We start from the raw sequence: 16853 nt of genomic DNA, 5'->3' as shown, positions 1-16853 counted from the left end.
TTCGCCTTGAATTCATCCGATCTGATACCATAATTTCTCAGCTTCCGCTGAAGAGTCCTCAGGCTGAGGCCGGCCCGTTCGGTTGCAATATCCGTCTTCCCGCTGTATCGCTTAAGCAGTTCAGTCAGATACTTCTTCTCCATGTCGGAGATTCTCTCGGAAAGGGGCTCATCAGTGAGGGATTGGGAAGTGCTGTAGATCTTGTTTCCAACCTCTCCGACGTCCGGGAGGTCGCTCGCATCGATGCAATTGCCGGCCACCGTGGCGACTGCCCTTTCAATGACATTTTCCAACTGCCGCACGTTGCCCGGCCAGTTGTATTTCATCAACTTCTTGATTGCGTCGTGACTTATCTCGTTGACATTGCGGGCGCTTCTGTTCCCGTGAACTTTCAGGAAATGTCTGACCAGAAGAGGAATATCCTCAAGACGTTCCCTTAAAGGGGGAAGCTGGAGCGGAATCACGCTCAACCGGTAATACAGGTCTTCCCTGAATTTGCCCTCGCGCACCAGGCTCTGCAGGTCTGCGTTGGTTGCGGCAATCAACCTGATATCAACCTTGATCGGCTCATTGCTTCCGACGCGTTGGAATTGCTTCTCCTCGAGGGCGCGCAACACCTTCATCTGCGTGACCTGCGACATGTTGCCGATCTCGTCCAGCAAGATTGTTCCGCCGTCGGCGTATTCCAATTTCCCGATTCTGCGCGCGGTCGCGCTGGTAAAGGCCCCTTTCTCGTGGCCGAACAATTCCGTCTCAAGCAGGTTGTCGGGCAACGCTCCACAGTCCACGGCCACGAAACGCCGGTCTTTGCGCAGGCTGTGAAAATGAATCGCTTTCGCAATCAACTCCTTGCCGGTCCCGGTTTCTCCTTGAATGAGGACGGTGCTGTCCGTCGGAGCGATCGAGGCGACGGTCTTGAAAATCCTCTGCATCTTGTGGTTCTTGCTGATGATGTTCGCGAAGCTGAACTGCGACTCGATCTGCTTTCTGAGCAGAATGTTTTCGGCAAGCAGATCCCTTTTCTCGAAGATCTTGTCGATGATGATATTCAGCTCTTCACTCCCGAAGGGCTTGGTGAGGTAATCCTCGACCCCGAGCTTCATTGCCGCAATCGCGGAATCCACCGTGCCGTGACCGGTGATCACCAGGATGGAAGTGTACTCGTGAGCTTCCTTGATTTGCTTTACCAGATCGAGCCCCGACATGCCGGGCATTTTCAGATCGGAAATCACAAGATCAAATTGCTGTCTTTCCAGCAGCTTGAGAGCTTCCTCCCCGGAGCGAGCTTCCACAACGTCTCGCCTCTCTTTCAAGAGAGCACGCGCAAGCTGCGCTCGTTGAATATCCTCATCCTCAACAATCAGGATCTGTTGCCTGTTCACAAAGATTACCCCTCTCTATGATAAAAAATGGATTTGTATTCTTGAAGAATGGAAACGGCAGATTCTCGAAGATGAATGAATCATCTCTCGCATCCCGTGCTGCAGAGTATTCCATCAAGTGGCAAGACAATTGTATTATAACAGAGTCGAGAAAAGAAATCTATGCGCAAACTCATGAGGAAATGAGCGACAATCGCCCCGGCAATCTGTTCTCGAAATCCTTTCGTATCAACGCGCGCTGAGCCAGCCAAAAGCTTGACGCTCGCTGAAAAACAATGGTATCATAAACTGATTTTTAACGGCGTGGAGGGAGAATTGACCACCGAAAAAAAAGCCCTGATTTTCGATGTCCAGCGTTATTCCGTTCACGATGGTCCCGGCATTCGCACGCTCGTCTTTTTCAAAGGCTGTCCGCTCCGGTGCAAGTGGTGCCAAAACCCGGAATCGATAAGCAAGCAGCGCGAAATCGCCTTCTTTTCGAATAAGTGCATCGGCTGTGGTGAATGTGCAAAGGCGTGCCCGAAGGGCGCCATTACCTTCGAAGGACCCGGCCGAATCAATCGCTCGCTATGCGACCGCTGCGGGAAATGCACCGAAACCTGTTACGCAGAGGCACTGGTGACGGTGGGCAAGGAATACGCCGTCTCCGATTTGCTCGACGTCGTCGAGCGGGATCGCCCCTTCTACCGGCAATCCGGCGGGGGAGTGACCGTGTCGGGAGGCGAGCCGACGGCGCAGTTCTCGTTCCTGCTCGATTTTCTGAAAGCGGCAAAAGCGGCGGACCTTCATACCGTGATGGAAACATGCGGATCGTGCGCATGGAGCAAGCTGGAGCAACTCCTCCCATATCTCGATCTCATCCATTTCGATCTCAAAATAATCGATGCAAAAGCACATAGGCGCCATACTGGCGCCGGCAATCGCTCAATCCTCACAAATGCGCGAAAGCTGGTGGAGTCCTCTGCAAACATGGTGTTCCGGGTTCCGCTGGTGCCGGGGATGACCGCAACATCGGAAAATGTTTTAGATATTATCGATCTGCTGAGCGAGTTCGAGCACGACCGGATCCATTTGCTGCCGTACCATAAGATGGGGGAATCCAAGCTCGAGCGGATAGATTCCACCTTGGAGCCGCTGAATCTCGAACCGCTCTCCGACGAAGATGTCGCCGCAATAAAAGTGCAATTCGAGGCTGCGGGAATTTCCGTTCTGATCGGCGGCGGCTAATCGCTTCGCGCACGAACCGGTGAAGCGGCTCCGCTGAAAGACGATCGGCCATCCCGATACTATGTTCGCCCATGATCATTTCGTTTTCCGCTGTAACACAAATTGAGGGGTAAGACGCCCCGCATGCTTGAAGAAAATCTCTCTTATTTCACCCGCGCCCGCACACAACCATTTCCATCGTATTCATCGTTCACGTTTCCTGCGTTGCGCCTGCACGACCCCGTGAGCGCGAGGCGTCGAGGGAAAATATTCTGATACGGCATCCGAAGCTTTCATAAGAAAGAATTCTCCCCTCGGTCTGCGACCCTGAGGGAGGGGGATATAGGGGCTGAAGAGGCAACACGTTCAATGAACCGAAAACTTTCAAAGAAGCCCCATTCCCGTCATTCCTGCGAACGCAGGAATCCAGGAAAGCAAACACTGGCGGAGAAATCAATCTTGCTTTTCAGCCGGCGGCAGCGGGAAGATAAAACGTAAACACTTATGAAGCCTTCGCACATCCACAATTTGAATCAGCGAATTCCTCTTACCCTTGCCGCAGCGCTTCTCGCCGTTTTTGCCGGCCTCTGCCTGCAAAACATCTACCGATATTCCCCGACATACGACGAACCAAAATTCCTTCAGATCGGACAACAGCTCGCGTCGGGGGAGGGATGGCGGACCGAGATGAGCGTCGTGCATGCTCCTCTTTCTTTCTATACACATGGCTTCCTTCTGAAGCCGTTCCAGTTTTCGGGGGAACTGCAGCGGCTGCGCTGGGCGCGCGTAACCATGCTTCCGTACTCACTAATCCTGGGGCTGTTGATTTTCGTTTGGGCGCGAGACCTCTTCGGCGCGGAAGGCGGGCTGGCCGCCCTCGCGCTGTATGTGTTCAATTCAAATATTCTCGCGCACTCTTCCCTTATCACGACCGATATCATCTATGCCTGTTTCAGCCTTCTTACGCTCTACTTCTTCTGGAAGTTCCTGTGCGACGGCGGGAGTCGCTGGATTTTGGCCTGCGGCCTCAGCATGGGTCTTTCTCTTTTGGCCAAGTACTCCGCGGTCATCTGGTTCGCGCTGCTGCCGGCGCTTGCTCTCGCAATCGCACTGTTTTGGCGGCGGCGTCCGGATGAAGTCGAACCCGCCGCTGTCAGACCTCTGAAACTTGTTGCGGCGATCGCCATGATTTTTGCAGTCGCAATTGTCGTTCTGAATGCAGGCTATGGGTTCTCCGGCTCTTTCTTCCAGCTTGGCGAATATCATTACCAGAGCCGCTTGCTGGCAAGACTGTCGCACAACCCGCTGACAGACTGGATTCCGGTGCCGGCGCCCTATCCGTTTGTGCGCGGATTTGACGCCCAGAAACACATCGCAGAGGTGGGGCATTCTTCGTTTCTGGCGGGAATGAGATCCACAAACGGCTGGTGGTACTACTTCCCGCTCGCGCTCCTCTTGAAGATACCGCTTGCATTCTGGCCGATGATGGGATTGACTGTCTTCGCGTCTTTGCGCAATGGCGACAGGCGGCGAAAAACGGCTCAGCTTCTGTTGGCGTCATCGTCGATAGCGATAATAGCGAGCCACAGCCTCCTCAGCCGCAGCCAGGCCGGTTTCAGATATATTATCGTCGCTTTGCCGCCTCTTTTTATTCTGGCGGGCGCGGTCCCCGCTCTCTTTTCGAGCGGCGGAAAGCGGATTGCAGTCGGCACTCTCATCGCTCTCTACATTGCGCCGGCAATATGGTTTCACCCGCATCATCTCTCGTATTTCAGCATGCTGATCGGCGGGCCGAAAAGGGGATACAAATGGCTCTCCGATTCGAACCTGGACTGGGGACAGGATTACGAGCAGGCCGTGGCATTTGCCCGCAAGTCGACCGTTCCGGTCGCCGTGAATCCCGGTATTCTGCCGGTGCCCGGACGAATCCTTGTTAATGCGACCACGCTGCAGGATTGCTTCAGTAGAGACGATATCCATGCATGGCTGCGAGAGTTCGAGCCTGTCGCCCATATCGGGTACTCTTGGCTGGTTTATGATCTCGATGAAAAACACGTTGCCGCGCGCGCGCCCGATAAGCGCCGCCTGCCGGACGAATATTATCTCGCTGCTTTCGCTTATGCCGATGATCGCCTCCATAGAGCCCGGCGGCTGGCGGAGGCGGCGCTTGAAAAACAGCCGCAGCTTTCGGAGGCGCTGTACACCCTAGGCTTGGCGAACATGGGACTCGGGCATCTGGACGAAGCGTTCAATGCCTTCGCATTAGTGCCGGAATCGCATCCGCTCAGGCTGGATGCTTTAGGCAACCTCTCGTTTCTCGCCGCCCTTAAAGGCGACACCGCGGCAAGCAAAACATTTCAGAAGCAGGCGATGGTTCAGGACACGTTCCACTCGTATGCGCGAACGCCGCGCCCGCCCGCCGACCTCGAAGATGAGTACAAGGTCCACAACAACCGCGGAGTTTTCCTCTGGGCCGAAGGCAACCTCTCAGAAGCCGAGCGCGAAGTGCGCGCGGCGCTGGAACTCGAGCCTGATTTCTGCGAAGGATGGGCAAACCTCGCCGCCATCCTCGAGGAGCGCGGCGCTCTCGCTGAAGCGCTGGACATCATTCAGCGATACGAGCGCGATTTCCTCTTGATCGAGCATTCGCCCTTTCGCGATTATCGCATTTACTATGAAGGGAACAGGATCATGCTCGGCGACACGCTCGAGATCTATCCGAGGCCGAATTCGGAAATCCTCAGCCTGAAGGCTTCTCTCTTAATTCATCCGAATGATCCATCGGCTATCAACCGGCTGGCGATTCTCCTGATGAGGAGCGGGCGCTTCGCCGAAGCGTACGAAACTTTGCAGCGAGGATTGGCCGCCGGGATCAAAGACGCCGGCGCATGCTACAATAAGCTTGCGGTGCTTTATATGCAGAAAAAAATGTATTCACACGCGGCGCTTGCCTGCCGGCAAGCATTGGAAAAGAGTCCCGGTCAGTCCACGGTGGCGGAGTTGCTTGCCGTTCTGGAAGAAAAATTGGCCATTTCCGAATCGGCAGAAAAAGCACTTCAATGAACAACAACTGGAAAAATTTGGCCCGAACGCCGGAAAGCAGAAATCTGAGACTGCGGCAGGTCCTCCCGCTGGTGTTGCTCCTCGTTACGGCGCTTCTGGCCTACTCCCATAATTTTTCCGCCGAATTTGTTTACGACGATTACCCTTTCATCGTGGAAAATCCCTCGATTCGCACGTTATCGCACCCGCTGAGATTCTTCCTCGACCGGGAGTCGTTCTCCAATAAAGGCGAATACGTCATCTATCGACCGTTCGCCGCCATCAGCTTCGCATTGAATTACGCGCTGAACGGCTACAGCCCCGCTTCATATCACGCCGTGAACATACTGTTGCACGCCGTCTGCGGATTACTGGTGTATCTCTTCTTCCGCCAGTTGTTCGGCCACAGTGTGTACGCGTTTTTCGTCTCGCTGCTGTTTCTCCTGCATCCCGTACAGACCGAGGCGGTCTCCTGGATTTCAGCCCGTGGAAACTCGATGTTTCTCGCATTCCTGCTGCTCTCTCTCATGTGCTACAGGCAATGGACCGCCGATTCAGAAAAAAAACGCGTCTTCTACGCGCTCGCACTCATGTTCGCCGCTTTCTCCTTGCTTGCAAAGGAAATGGCAGTCGTTCTGCCGGTGCTGATCTTGGTCCATGACTTTTCCGTGAACCGGCCGGAAAAGGCGGGCGAATGGAGGAAGCGTATTTCGGCGCTCCTTCCATTCGCGGCGCTTTCCGTTCTATACATCCTGGCGAGGCACCTGGTGCTCGGGGAAACGAAGCAGATGGATTACTGGGGCGGCTCGTTTTGGGCGTCTTCCCTGACGATGATCAAAGCATTCGCGTACTATGTGCGGCTCATGTTCATGCCGCGTCCCCTCATGGTCGAATATATCGTTCCGATTCCCCAGTCACTACTTCAGCCGACGGTGATGCTCTCTCTTCTTGTTCTTTTGACGAGCGCCCTTGTCTGGTTGATCTCATACCGGCGAATTCCGGCAGTCGGATTCGGCATCGCATGGTTCTTCGGATCGCTTCTGCCGGTCTCCAATATCATTCCTTTACAAGCGATACTGAATGAACGGTTCCTTTACCTGCCGTCGATCGGCTTCTGCGCCGCTCTGGCAGCGCCCCTCCTGATCGTCTCGAAGGTGGCAAGGCCGCTCGCGTACAAAGGAATGGCGCTCGCCTTGGGGTTGATCGCTTTCGGGTACGGCCTTCTCACTTTCGACCGGAACAGCGACTGGCGCGACTCGCTCTCTTTGTGGACGGCATCGGTCAAAGCGTCGCCCCTCGGAACCACCTCCCGTTACAATCTGGGCCTTGAGCTTTATAAACGCGGGCAGTATGATGAAGCTATCGAGCATTTGCAGATCGCCTGCAGGTTTCAAGAACATTTTCCCTCGGCTCACGGAGTGCTCGGCAATGTGTATCTTGCGAAAGGGAAGTGGGACGCCGCGATCCGCGAATACGACATCGGCCTGCGCCAGGCGCCGCAGGATGAGCGAATGCTCCATAATCTCGCGCTCGCATGGTTCGAGAAAGGTTCGGCCCACGCCGAAAACCATGAGAACGCCCAGGCGGTCCAATGCTTCCTGACGGCGCTCGGATATCAACCGGAATTCACACCCGCAAAAGAAAAGCTTCAACAGCTAAGGGGGGCGGTGAAATCTGAGAGCGCAGCAAAGGAAAAACCTGTTCAAGGCAGCCGCCTCTGAATCGGCGGCCGATTGAGCATTATTCTCATGATCGGGACATTGAAGCCCTCGGACAACTGACTATCTTTTCATGATCATAACTCTGGAAAATACTTCGCCGACCATACTTGAAAGAGCCGAAGCCATATTGAAACGGCTTGCGTTCCTTGGGCTCGCCATCCTCGCTCTCTCCCTGTTCGCGCACAAGATCATCGACACCGACATCTGGTGGCATCTGAGGACAGGCAAACTCATCCTGGAATCCGGCCGCATTCCGGCGACAGATCCATATTCCTTTACCGCCGGCGGCAATCAATGGATCGACCTTCACTGGCTGTTCCAATTGATCGTTTACACCGCCTATCACACGTTCGGATCCTATGCGCTGTCCCTGCTTTTCGTCGCCGTCTATTCCGCAACGTTCTACGTTACCTGGCTCTCGTGCCGGCGCCCCAGGAGTCGCCTGTTAGCACTGCTGTTCATCTGGCTCGCGCTTCTTGCCGGCAGCTTCCGATTCCTTGCGCGTCCGGAAGCATTCACCTACCTTATGATAGCGCTGTACACACTCCTCCTCATCAAACACGATCGCGGCCGAATCGGCGCGCGAATTTTTCTGCTCGTTCCGCTGCAAATTATCTGGACCAACCTGCAGGCGCTCTTCATTCTCGGCCCTTGCCTGATTATTGCGTACTTCCTCGATTCTATTTTAATAGATAGGGAAAAACCATATTTTTCAATCCGAAGAAGATGGGATCTGTCAGTATTTTCTGACAGGAAGACACTCCGGCTCGGAGCACTTTTCGCCTTGACCGTTGCCGCTTCCCTCATAAATCCCTACGGATTGAAGGGGCTCCTGTTTCCGGCCACGCTCTTTACGAGAGTCGGCGGAATGGAAAACGTCTTTGCGAATTCGGTCGCCGAATTTCAGCCGCCGTTCTCCGGATACAACGTCACAAGCGCCACGATGTATTTCGCCGGGTTCCTCGCATTGAGCGCCCTTGCGCTCGCGCTCGACTGGCGAAACGCGAGACTCAGCCACATCTTTATCTTTCTCGGAATGGGCTATCTCGCCCTCAACGCCCGCAGAAACGTGCCGGTTTTCATGCTCGCCGTTCTCCCGTTTGTGGTTGTGCATGCTCGAAATGTTGTTGATAGGTGGCGCATGCTCTTCAACCTGGAACGCCGGCATTCCCGCGGCCTCGCCATGGCCGCGTATCTGATGCTCATGGCGATCATGGCCGTACAGACCGTGCGAATATGGAACAATCGGTACTATATCTCAGACAAGCGCGCGGAAAGATTCGGCATCGGCTTCAAAGAACATTCATTTCCGCAGGAGTCGTTGTCGTTCATCAAGGAGAAGAAGTTGTCTGGTCCGTTCTTCAACAGCCTCGATGCCGGCGGCATGTTTATCTGGCAGATGTTCCCATCGGAAAAAGTGTTCATTGATCCGCGCCTGGAAGTAAACACAGAAACCGTTCTGGCCGAGTATTGCAGTGTCCTGTCGAACCCGAAACAGTTCTCCGAACTTGCCGATCAATATGGATTTAACGCCGCCCTCATATCGCACACATCACAAGATGGGCTCTTCATGGCGCCAATCATTTACAGCACCCCCGGCTGGTTCCTCGTACACCTCGATCCCGTTGCCGCCGTTTTCGCCAGGGCAACTTCCAAAAATGTAGACGTGATCGCGAGGAATCGGATCGATATCACTCGCTGGAAACCACCAACAGTCGCGCCCGATGACCCTCTCAACGGACAAAACCCGGACATGTTGAGGAAGATTTCTGATTGGATCAACGTTCTTGCGCCGTCGGACGCAGACGCGCAAATCAAATTCAATCTCGGCCTCGTTTTCCTCGTGATGGGGCAGAATGAGCAGGCGGCCGAGCAGTTGAAGGCCGGCCTCGAGCTCCAACCGGATTCGCCGGAGGCATACTACAATATGGGACTGGCGTTTGACCGGATGGGCCGGCAGGAAACCGCACTCTACTGCTACAAGAAGGCCGTCGCGCTCGACTGGCGGCATGCGCTGGCGCATACCAATCTTGGGCGGATCTATGATGAGCGGGGACTGAAAGACGAGGCAGAAAGAGAGTACAAGCTCGCGCTTCGATGGAATGAAGATGAGGCGATCGCCTTATATAACCTCGGGGCGCTCTATCTCGAAAACGGGCGCTACGACAACGCCCGCAAGTATCTCACGCGAGCACTCAAGGCCGACCCTTCCCTTATCGCCGCACGCGAAGCCCTCCAGCAGCTCGAAAACAAATAGGACGAACATTCTCTCTGACGATTGGGAGGCGAACTTTGCCAAGGCGAAGAGGACCTTCCAACCACAAAGGCACCAAGTCACCAAGAAGAATAAGGCACGTCCCTTGGTGTCTTGGTGCCTTGGTGGTACGCCTTTCTATTCGTGTCTATTCCTGCGTTTCCCCGTTCCGCAAGTACAGCGCGCGTTCCACCATTCGCGCAAGCACCTTCGCGGCGCGATCCGGCGTCGGATACACCATCACTCCCGCTTCCTCTATGGCCAGAACGGGAGGATTCAAATTCGGGCGCGCTCCGATCGACGTTTCAGACGCAACGATTACCGGTTTCTGATACGTGTCGATAAGCTCGATGATCCCGCGCGCGGTCCTCATGTCCTCGCCGACAAAAAGCTCTGACAGGTGGATCAGGTTGTACCGCTCCGCGTGGCACGATTTCCGAAAACCCTGCGCGCGAACGGTCGAAAAACCGATCCCCCCGAGCGCCATCACCGCATCCACATAGTCGCACCGCAACATGACCTCTATCGAATTGATGAAATCCCCCGGCTTCAGCCCGGCCACAAGATCAATCGGATTGTTTCGGCTCCACCACGAAGGAAGAATTTCGTCCAACGCCTCAAGCGTTTCGGGCCTCAGTCTCACGACGTCCAGCCCGACACGTGAACACGCATCCGCGGCCAGGACGCCCCAGCCTCCGCCCGCCGCGACAATCGCGACGCGCTTTCCCTTCGGAAGCGGCTGGCGCTGGAATGCGCGGCCGGTGTCGAACATCTGCTCGATGTCTTCAACCCGGATGATTCCCGCCTGTCTGCACATGACGTCGAATATCTCATCGGAGCCCGCCAGCGAACCGGTATGCGAACGCGCCGCCTTTTCGCCGGCTGCCGTTCGGCCCGACTTGATCAGCACAATCGGCTTCTTTTTTGCCACTGAACGAGCGGTTTGGAACAGCCGCCGCCCATCGTGCGGCCCTTCCAAATACGAAAGTATCACGTTGGTCTGCGGATCCTCACCGAAATATTCCAGGTAATCCTCGGTGTGCAGATCCGCCTCATTTCCGGTGCTGATGAACTTGCTGAATCCCATCTCGCGGTGGAGGCTGAACCGGAGCATCGACGCGCCAACATTCCCCGATTGCGAGCACATCGAGATATCGCCTGGCTTCGGAAAGAACGGCGGCATAAGACAATACAGGCTTAAATGGGCGTTCAGTACGCCGGCGCAGTTCGGGCCCGCAAGCACCATACCGCCACCATGCGCCAACTCCACCATCTGCCGCTCGAGATCCTTCTCCTTTTCACCAAGCTCGCCAAAACCCGCCGTGATCACCACTCCCGCCGGAACTTTCTTTTCGACGCACTGCCGGATAACCGGAAGAACCTGCGGGGGCGGGACGACGATTATGGCCAGATCGACGGCATCGGGCACATCGAGAATGCTCGGATATGCGGTCACTCCCATGACTTCACGTTCGCGCGGATTGACAGGATATACCCGTCCCTGGTAGCCGCCGTCAAGCAGATTGAAGAGGATAAGGAATCCCCATTTGGTGACGCTATTAGAGGCGCCGACGAAGGCAATCGAGCGCGGGTTGAAAACCGGTGATAATCTTTGCAAGACTTTCGACATTTCCTCTATTTCCTGTGGAAGATAATCAAGAGCAGAGACGGCGCCGGCTAGGGGGCATGAAAGAGTCGGCGCCGCCAGGTTGGAGAATCAATAGGCAGAATGACTGCCTGAATCCGTCTTATCAATCTCCCAGGACCACCAGTGCGTCAACGGCGACTGGCTTATCTCCCGAGACAATGAGCGGATTGACGTCTATTTCTTTCACGGCATCGTTTTCGAGACCGATATTGCCGATAGTCATCAAAATCTTGGCCAGCGTCTTGCGGTCGACCGGCGGCTCGCCGCGAAACGCCTCGAGCATTTTCTTTCCCGGCAGCTCATCCATCATCTCGAGGGCGTCTCGCTCCTCGAGCGGAGCGATCCGGAAAGTCACCTGCTTGAGCACTTCAACGAAAATGCCGCCGAGCCCGAGCATCGCGCACGGGCCGAACTGCTCGTCGCGCGTGAGCCCGACGACCAGCTCGCGGCTGCCCGATATCATCTCCTGTACGAGAATGCCGTCCATTGGCTCACCGGCCCGCTTGGTGATCGCATCGAACGCCTCGCCGACTTCTTTTTCATCCCGCAGTTTGACGGCCACCAACTGGCGCTCCGTCTTGTGGGTCAATGCGGGCGAGCAACCTTTCAGGACGACCGGATACCCGATCTTTTTCGCGTATTCGAGCGCCTCTTTCTTGTCCTTCGCGAGGAATTCGCGCGTCACGGGGATGCCGTAGGCGCTCAGAAGCTGCTTGGACTGGTATTCGGAAAGCGTCCGTTGTCCCGCCTTGAGGGCTTGTGTAATGAGTTCCATCGGTTCGCTGCTCCTTATGCTTGATTTCTTTCCGCAAAAATTACGAGGAATGGAGGGCCGCCTTCCGGAAAAAGAGGCAACCGGCTGCCGGCTCCAGTACGCGGTATTATATCATGTGACCCGCAATTTCTCAAAAAGCTCGCCGGATCGTTCTCCCGCCCGTATTATCAGGGCGCGATCGTAGCAACTCCCACACAGGCCGGGCAGCGTCGCTCCCGACCATATAATCCGGGTTCGACCGCGGCCGCAGAATATGTTATATTAAGCTACAAAGCCCCTTTTGGTAGGGCCGAATTCATTCGGCCGGTCTTGAATGTGCGAGTAATTTCGCATTTACCATGGCAGAATTCGATCCAAAAACGGACTTTTGCAGCAGAATATATAATGATAAACGGAAAAGGAGGCGGGTCCGCGATGAATAAATTGCACACCTTTGATGAAGCTGTCCGGTTCCATGGGCACGAATGCCCCGGGCTGGCGATTGGATATAGGGTAGCTGCGACGGCCATTGAACTTCTTGCGGTCGAGCGCCCTCAAGATGAAGAACTGGTTGCGGTCGTTGAAAACGACACCTGCGCCGTCGACGCCGTGCAGGTGGTTACCGGCTGCACCTTCGGCAAGGGCAACCTCGTTTTCAAAGACTACGGCAAGGGCGGTTTCAGCTTCTTTTCGAGAAACAAAAACAAGGCATTTCGCATTACATATCGAGGATTTCCGACTCTGCCCGGTGCTGACGGGGCGCGCATGGAGGAACTGAAGAAACGAATCCGCGTCGAAAATTCGGCGACCGACAACGAGCGAAAAGAGTTCGGCACCCTTCGCCAAAAGCTGATCAAGCATATTCTGACTGTGCCGCCCGAAGAGCTTCTCAAGTGGCAGGAACTGACGGAGGAACCGCCCGCGCCCGCACGCATCCACCAGAGCATCGTGTGCGAAAACTGCGGCGAACAGGTCATGGACACGCGCATCCGGCGCCTGAAAGGACGCAGCCTCTGCATCCCCTGCGCCGAAGCCGCAGCAAAGAAAGCAAGGACATAACGTAGCGCGGCGGAGCATAATATGTAGCGCAGGCTTCCAGCCTGCAAAACGAACCACCAAGACACCAAGCCACCAAGAAGAACTCGCCGAGTCTTCCAATTCCCGCGGTTTGCCGAGAGGCCTCCATGCACTTCACTCGCTTCTCCTGCATCACAATCGAACCCCAAGCTCCGGTAGCACAGGCGTCCCGCCATGCCTGCCACGCGGCTCGCGTGGTGTTCCTTTCTTAAGGCAGATTCTTCGTCGCTCCGCTCCTCGGAATGACAACCTTAAAGAATCCTTGGTGTCTTTGTGCCTTGGTGGTTTGATTTTCTTCAATGCAAAGCTTGTCCCGGACCTCGAACGAAAAATCCAGAATCCAAAATCGAAAATCCAAAATTGTTTGTGCCTCCGTGCCCTCATGCTTGCTTCTCCTGCATCACAATCGAACCCCAAGCTCCGGTAGCACAGGCGTCCCGCCATGCCTGCCACGCGGCTCGCGTGGTGTTCCTTTCTTCCGTCTCTCGTCCGGCGCCTCGCGTCGCTCCGCTCCTCAGAATGACAACCTAAAAATCCTTGGTGTCTCCGTGACTTGGTGGTTGATTTTTCTTTTGTAAGATGTTCCGGTGGCACAGGCAAGAGGCCTGTGCTTCTTGCCACATCAATTCGCCTTTGTTAACCTACCTAGAGCATTACGTCAATCCGATGGAGCCATAAATGCGGCAAAGACTTTTTCTTTCACTTGCATCCCTCGTTCTTCGCCGCCCCGGCTTAATCCTCCTCGTCTGGATAGCCGCCGCGGCCGCCGGCCTCATACTAGCCTCGCGACTTGAGGTGATGAGCGGACGCACCGACCTGCTTTCCCCCGAGAATCCGCATGTGCGCAGCTATGCTGATTTCACTCGGGAATTCGGGACCGCCAACAACATCTACTTCATTATTGAAGGCCCCTCGCTCGAATATTCAAAGAAATGCGCCGATGCGCTCGCAGCCGAAATCGAAAAGCACCCGCAGTATATTCGCGACGTCCTGCACAAGCTGGATCGCTCCGCTGCCGAAAAAAAATTGTTCCTCTATTTTTCGGTCGAGCAACTGCGGGCGATCGAGGAATACCTGGACAAGAACGCCGATCTGCTGGAAAAAATGGGCGCAGCGAAAAACCTGAACGACGTGTTCCCGGTAATTGGAGAACTGGCCGAAAGGCGAGCGAAGGAAAAATTTCAGAATCCAGCCACCGCGAAAGAACTCGATGCGCTCGCCGGATTGCTCGAAACGCTCAATTTTTATCTCTGGGAACATGAGCGTGCGGACCTTGATTTCCTCTCCGACGTAGCGGCCCGAGCGCTGCCGTTCGCCGTCTCCAACGATCCCGACGGCTATCTGGTCGGCAAGAACCGCAAGACCGTGATCCTAGCCGCGCGGCCGAATGCGGAGAAGGAAGATTCGCTGGAGTTTCTTAAGCCGATGATGGCGGCGCTCGTTCAGGCGCGCGAGAACGCGATGAATCGGTTCCCCGATGCCGTTATAGGAATGACCGGCCTTCCCACGTTTGCATACGGCGATCTGCGCGTGATGGAAGAGGAAATGCCCTGGCTTTTTATTCTGGCGCTTGTGGCGACCGTGATCCTCTTCTTTCTTTTTTTTCGCTACCCGCTCGAGATATTTTTCTGCGGCGTCTCGCTGTTGCTGGCACTCGCGACCACGCTCGGCGCCGCCGAAATCCTCATCGGCCATCTGAATATCATGTCCTCCGTCTTCGCGATCACGCTGGTCTCGCTCGGGATCGATTTCGGCATCCACTTTATCGCGCGGTTCAACAACGAGCTCGGACGAAATGCCGACGCAGCCAAAGCGATGAAAGCGGCGTTCATGGGCGCAGGCCCGCCGATAACAACTGGCGCGCTTACTACGGCAGTCGCATTTCTGACGCTCTCGATAACCGACTTCAGGGGACTGGCCGAACTCGGCATCATCGCAGGAACAGGCATCCTGCTGTGCCTGCTGGCGATGATGACCGTGCTCCCGTCGCTGATCGTGCTCCGCACCAGATGGCGGCCGGTCATTCTTGAAAAACGACCTCCGACCGAATTCTTGCTGAGCCGGCTCCTGAATGCCTTCGGCTCGTTCACCACGACGAACGCCCCGGCAATAATCGCTTTCTTTGCGGTGGCGACTCTCATTTCCTGCTATTTCGCGCCGCGGGTTTCGTTCGACTACAATTTCCTGCACATCCAGCCGAAAAATTCCACGACCGGCGAGTACGAGGAAGTCCTCATGGAACGCACCGGAATTTCTCCGTCCTTCGGCGCGATTGTGGAAGATGATCTGGAGTCGCTGAAGAAAAAGACAGAGCGCCTGGCGCGCATGCCCTCGGTTGCGCGGGTGGACGCCGCAAACCACCTGGTTCCGCCCGATCAGGCGGATGCCGTCGAAATCGTTGCCCGCATCAGAGACAGACTCGTGCAAATGGATCAGCGCATGAACAAAAACCACGGGCCGGTGGACGCCGCACGATTGATGAAACAGTTCGAAGAGATGACGAAAGGCCTCTCGACTGCTCTGAAAATCAAATCGATTATCAAGGACGCGGAGATAATTCGTCAACTGGAACGAGCGCATGCGGCCGCCAATACCTTCCTCGAACACGGCAGGCGACTGGATGAGGCGACGGTCTCCGCAAGTCTGGAAGATTTCTCGCGCGAGCTTTTCGCTTACCTGCAAGGCCGCATGGCCGTCCTGACCGACGCGCGGCAGCTCGAACCGGTGCGGTTTTGCGATTATCCGCAAAATATAGCGACGCGATTCATCGGAAAAACCTGCAAATACGCCGCCTATGTTTTTCCGTCGCAAAGCATCTGGAACAAGGATTTTCTCGACAGATTCAATAAGGACCTTCTGCAGGTCGCCCCGAACGCGACCGGCACGACACTGTTCGCGCAATCATTGCTCGAGATCAGCGGAAGAGCGTTGCGGCAGAGCGCCCTGCTGGTTGCGCTTGCCATCATCGTGCTGGTGATCCTCGATTTCCGAAGCCTGATTCCGGCGGCTCTCTCACTCATTTCGGTCGGGCTCGGACTGCTCTGGATGCTCGCGCTCATGGAGCTTTTCGGCTGGCAATACAACCCGATCAATATCATGGCCGTCCCGATTATCCTCGGAATCGGCATCGACAGCGGCGTTCACATTGTTCACGGGTTTCATGATTTTGGCCGGGACGTGCGGGCGGCTCTTCTCGTCTCCGGTCGCGCCGTGACCGTCTCGTCGCTCACCACCATCGTCGGGTTCGCGTGCCTGCTCCTGTCGAGCCATCGCGGCCTGATCAGCCTCGCGCAACTGCTCGTCCTCGGAATGAGCGCCTGCCTGATCGCCTCGCTGATCGTCCTGCCCGCCATCCTCAATATAACTATCCGCAAGCCTGAATGAAGGCGTTATTCAAGAGAACCACCAAGACACGAAGCCACCAAGAAAAGCGCTGCTGAGCCCTCAAAATCCCGCCCCTCGCGGGATGGTCCTACGAACCGCCAAGACACAGCGCAGCAACGCGCCGCAATTAAAATTCTTGGAACACGAATTCCACGAATTCGACAAATTTCACGAATGAAGTCCCGTCTTAACGTCATCATTCCCCCTTGGAAAAAGGGGGACTAAGGGGGATTCCAGAGCCGTGACAACGCCGGCTCCCAGGGATTTAGGAGGCACGTAGCACCGTCTTCCAGCCTGCAAAGAGAGCTAGGACACAACACGGAGTAGGTCATTGACTCCGAAGCATGTTGCCCAAATTAGCAGAGCATCATCATGATTCCCCCTT

Annotated in this window: 10 protein-coding genes; 7 read left to right on the top strand and 3 right to left on the bottom strand. The window is 55.5% G+C overall.

Annotation, left to right across the window (positions count from 1 at the left end; genetic code table 11):
* The coding region (locus tag C4520_03285; protein RJP24880.1) for a sigma-54-dependent Fis family transcriptional regulator at positions 1-1382 on the bottom strand (1382 nt) is incomplete at its 3' end.
* Between the two features lie 17 nt (positions 1383-1399).
* On the opposite strand from C4520_03285, the gene C4520_03280 reads away from it, so the two are divergent.
* From C4520_03280 to C4520_03260, 5 genes are all read left to right on the top strand, one after another.
* Complete coding sequence (locus tag C4520_03280; GenBank protein ID RJP24879.1) at positions 1400-1624, top strand: hypothetical protein; 225 nt, start codon at positions 1400-1402, stop codon at positions 1622-1624.
* Positions 1575-2609, top strand: coding sequence for a glycyl-radical enzyme activating protein (locus tag C4520_03275; protein RJP24878.1), 1035 nt, complete (start codon positions 1575-1577; stop codon positions 2607-2609). The genes C4520_03280 and C4520_03275 overlap by 50 nt, the downstream gene beginning before the upstream one ends.
* A 483-nt stretch (positions 2610-3092) precedes the next feature.
* Positions 3093-5651, top strand: a complete 2559-nt coding sequence (locus tag C4520_03270; GenBank protein RJP24877.1) for a phospholipid carrier-dependent glycosyltransferase — start codon at positions 3093-3095, stop codon at positions 5649-5651.
* Positions 5648-7351, top strand: coding sequence for a tetratricopeptide repeat protein (locus C4520_03265; GenBank protein RJP24876.1), 1704 nt, complete (start codon positions 5648-5650; stop codon positions 7349-7351). The genes C4520_03270 and C4520_03265 overlap by 4 nt, the downstream gene beginning before the upstream one ends.
* A gap of 70 nt (positions 7352-7421) precedes the next feature.
* Positions 7422-9608, top strand: coding sequence for a tetratricopeptide repeat protein (locus C4520_03260; GenBank protein RJP24875.1), 2187 nt, complete (start codon positions 7422-7424; stop codon positions 9606-9608).
* 145 nt (positions 9609-9753) lie between these two features.
* Here C4520_03260 and C4520_03255 read toward each other — a convergent pair whose 3' ends face one another.
* Both C4520_03255 and C4520_03250 read right to left on the bottom strand, forming a co-directional pair.
* Positions 9754-11235, bottom strand: a complete 1482-nt coding sequence (locus tag C4520_03255) for a hypothetical protein (GenBank protein RJP24874.1) — start codon at positions 11233-11235, stop codon at positions 9754-9756.
* A gap of 121 nt (positions 11236-11356) precedes the next feature.
* Positions 11357-12028 (bottom strand): carboxylate--amine ligase, encoded by a 672-nt coding sequence (locus C4520_03250; GenBank protein ID RJP24873.1) that lies wholly within the window; start codon positions 12026-12028, stop codon positions 11357-11359.
* A 414-nt stretch (positions 12029-12442) separates the two neighbouring features.
* Between C4520_03250 and C4520_03245 the strand changes: the two genes are divergently transcribed.
* Together C4520_03245 and C4520_03240 are read left to right on the top strand one after the other, a co-directional pair.
* The gene (locus C4520_03245) at positions 12443-13066 is read left to right on the top strand and encodes a formylmethanofuran dehydrogenase (GenBank protein ID RJP24872.1); all 624 of its coding nucleotides are present in this window, start codon (positions 12443-12445) and stop codon (positions 13064-13066) included.
* A 696-nt stretch (positions 13067-13762) separates the two neighbouring features.
* A complete protein-coding gene (locus C4520_03240; protein RJP24871.1) occupies positions 13763-16468 on the top strand; it encodes a hypothetical protein in 2706 nt (901 codons plus the stop codon).
* Positions 16469-16853: the final 385 nt, after the last annotated feature.

The organism is Candidatus Abyssobacteria bacterium SURF_5 (assembly GCA_003598085.1).
Taxonomy (GTDB): Bacteria; Abyssobacteria; SURF-5; order SURF-5; family SURF-5; genus SURF-5.
The sequence above is the reverse complement of the archived record's forward strand: the minus strand, read 5'-3'. Positions and strand labels throughout refer to the sequence as shown.

What these genes read in the sequence shown, in the direction of transcription:
- C4520_03260 (RJP24875.1), top strand. Translation starts at nt 7,422, where the DNA reads ATGATCATAACTCTGGAAAATACTTCGCCGACCATACTTGAAAGAGCC.
- C4520_03250 (RJP24873.1), bottom strand. Translation starts at nt 12,028, where the DNA reads ATGGAACTCATTACACAAGCCCTCAAGGCGGGACAACGGACGCTTTCC.
- C4520_03245 (RJP24872.1), top strand. Translation starts at nt 12,443, where the DNA reads ATGAATAAATTGCACACCTTTGATGAAGCTGTCCGGTTCCATGGGCAC.
- C4520_03280 (RJP24879.1), top strand. Translation starts at nt 1,400, where the DNA reads ATGATAAAAAATGGATTTGTATTCTTGAAGAATGGAAACGGCAGATTC.
- C4520_03270 (RJP24877.1), top strand. Translation starts at nt 3,093, where the DNA reads ATGAAGCCTTCGCACATCCACAATTTGAATCAGCGAATTCCTCTTACC.
- C4520_03265 (RJP24876.1), top strand. Translation starts at nt 5,648, where the DNA reads ATGAACAACAACTGGAAAAATTTGGCCCGAACGCCGGAAAGCAGAAAT.
- C4520_03240 (RJP24871.1), top strand. Translation starts at nt 13,763, where the DNA reads ATGCGGCAAAGACTTTTTCTTTCACTTGCATCCCTCGTTCTTCGCCGC.
- C4520_03255 (RJP24874.1), bottom strand. Translation starts at nt 11,235, where the DNA reads ATGTCGAAAGTCTTGCAAAGATTATCACCGGTTTTCAACCCGCGCTCG.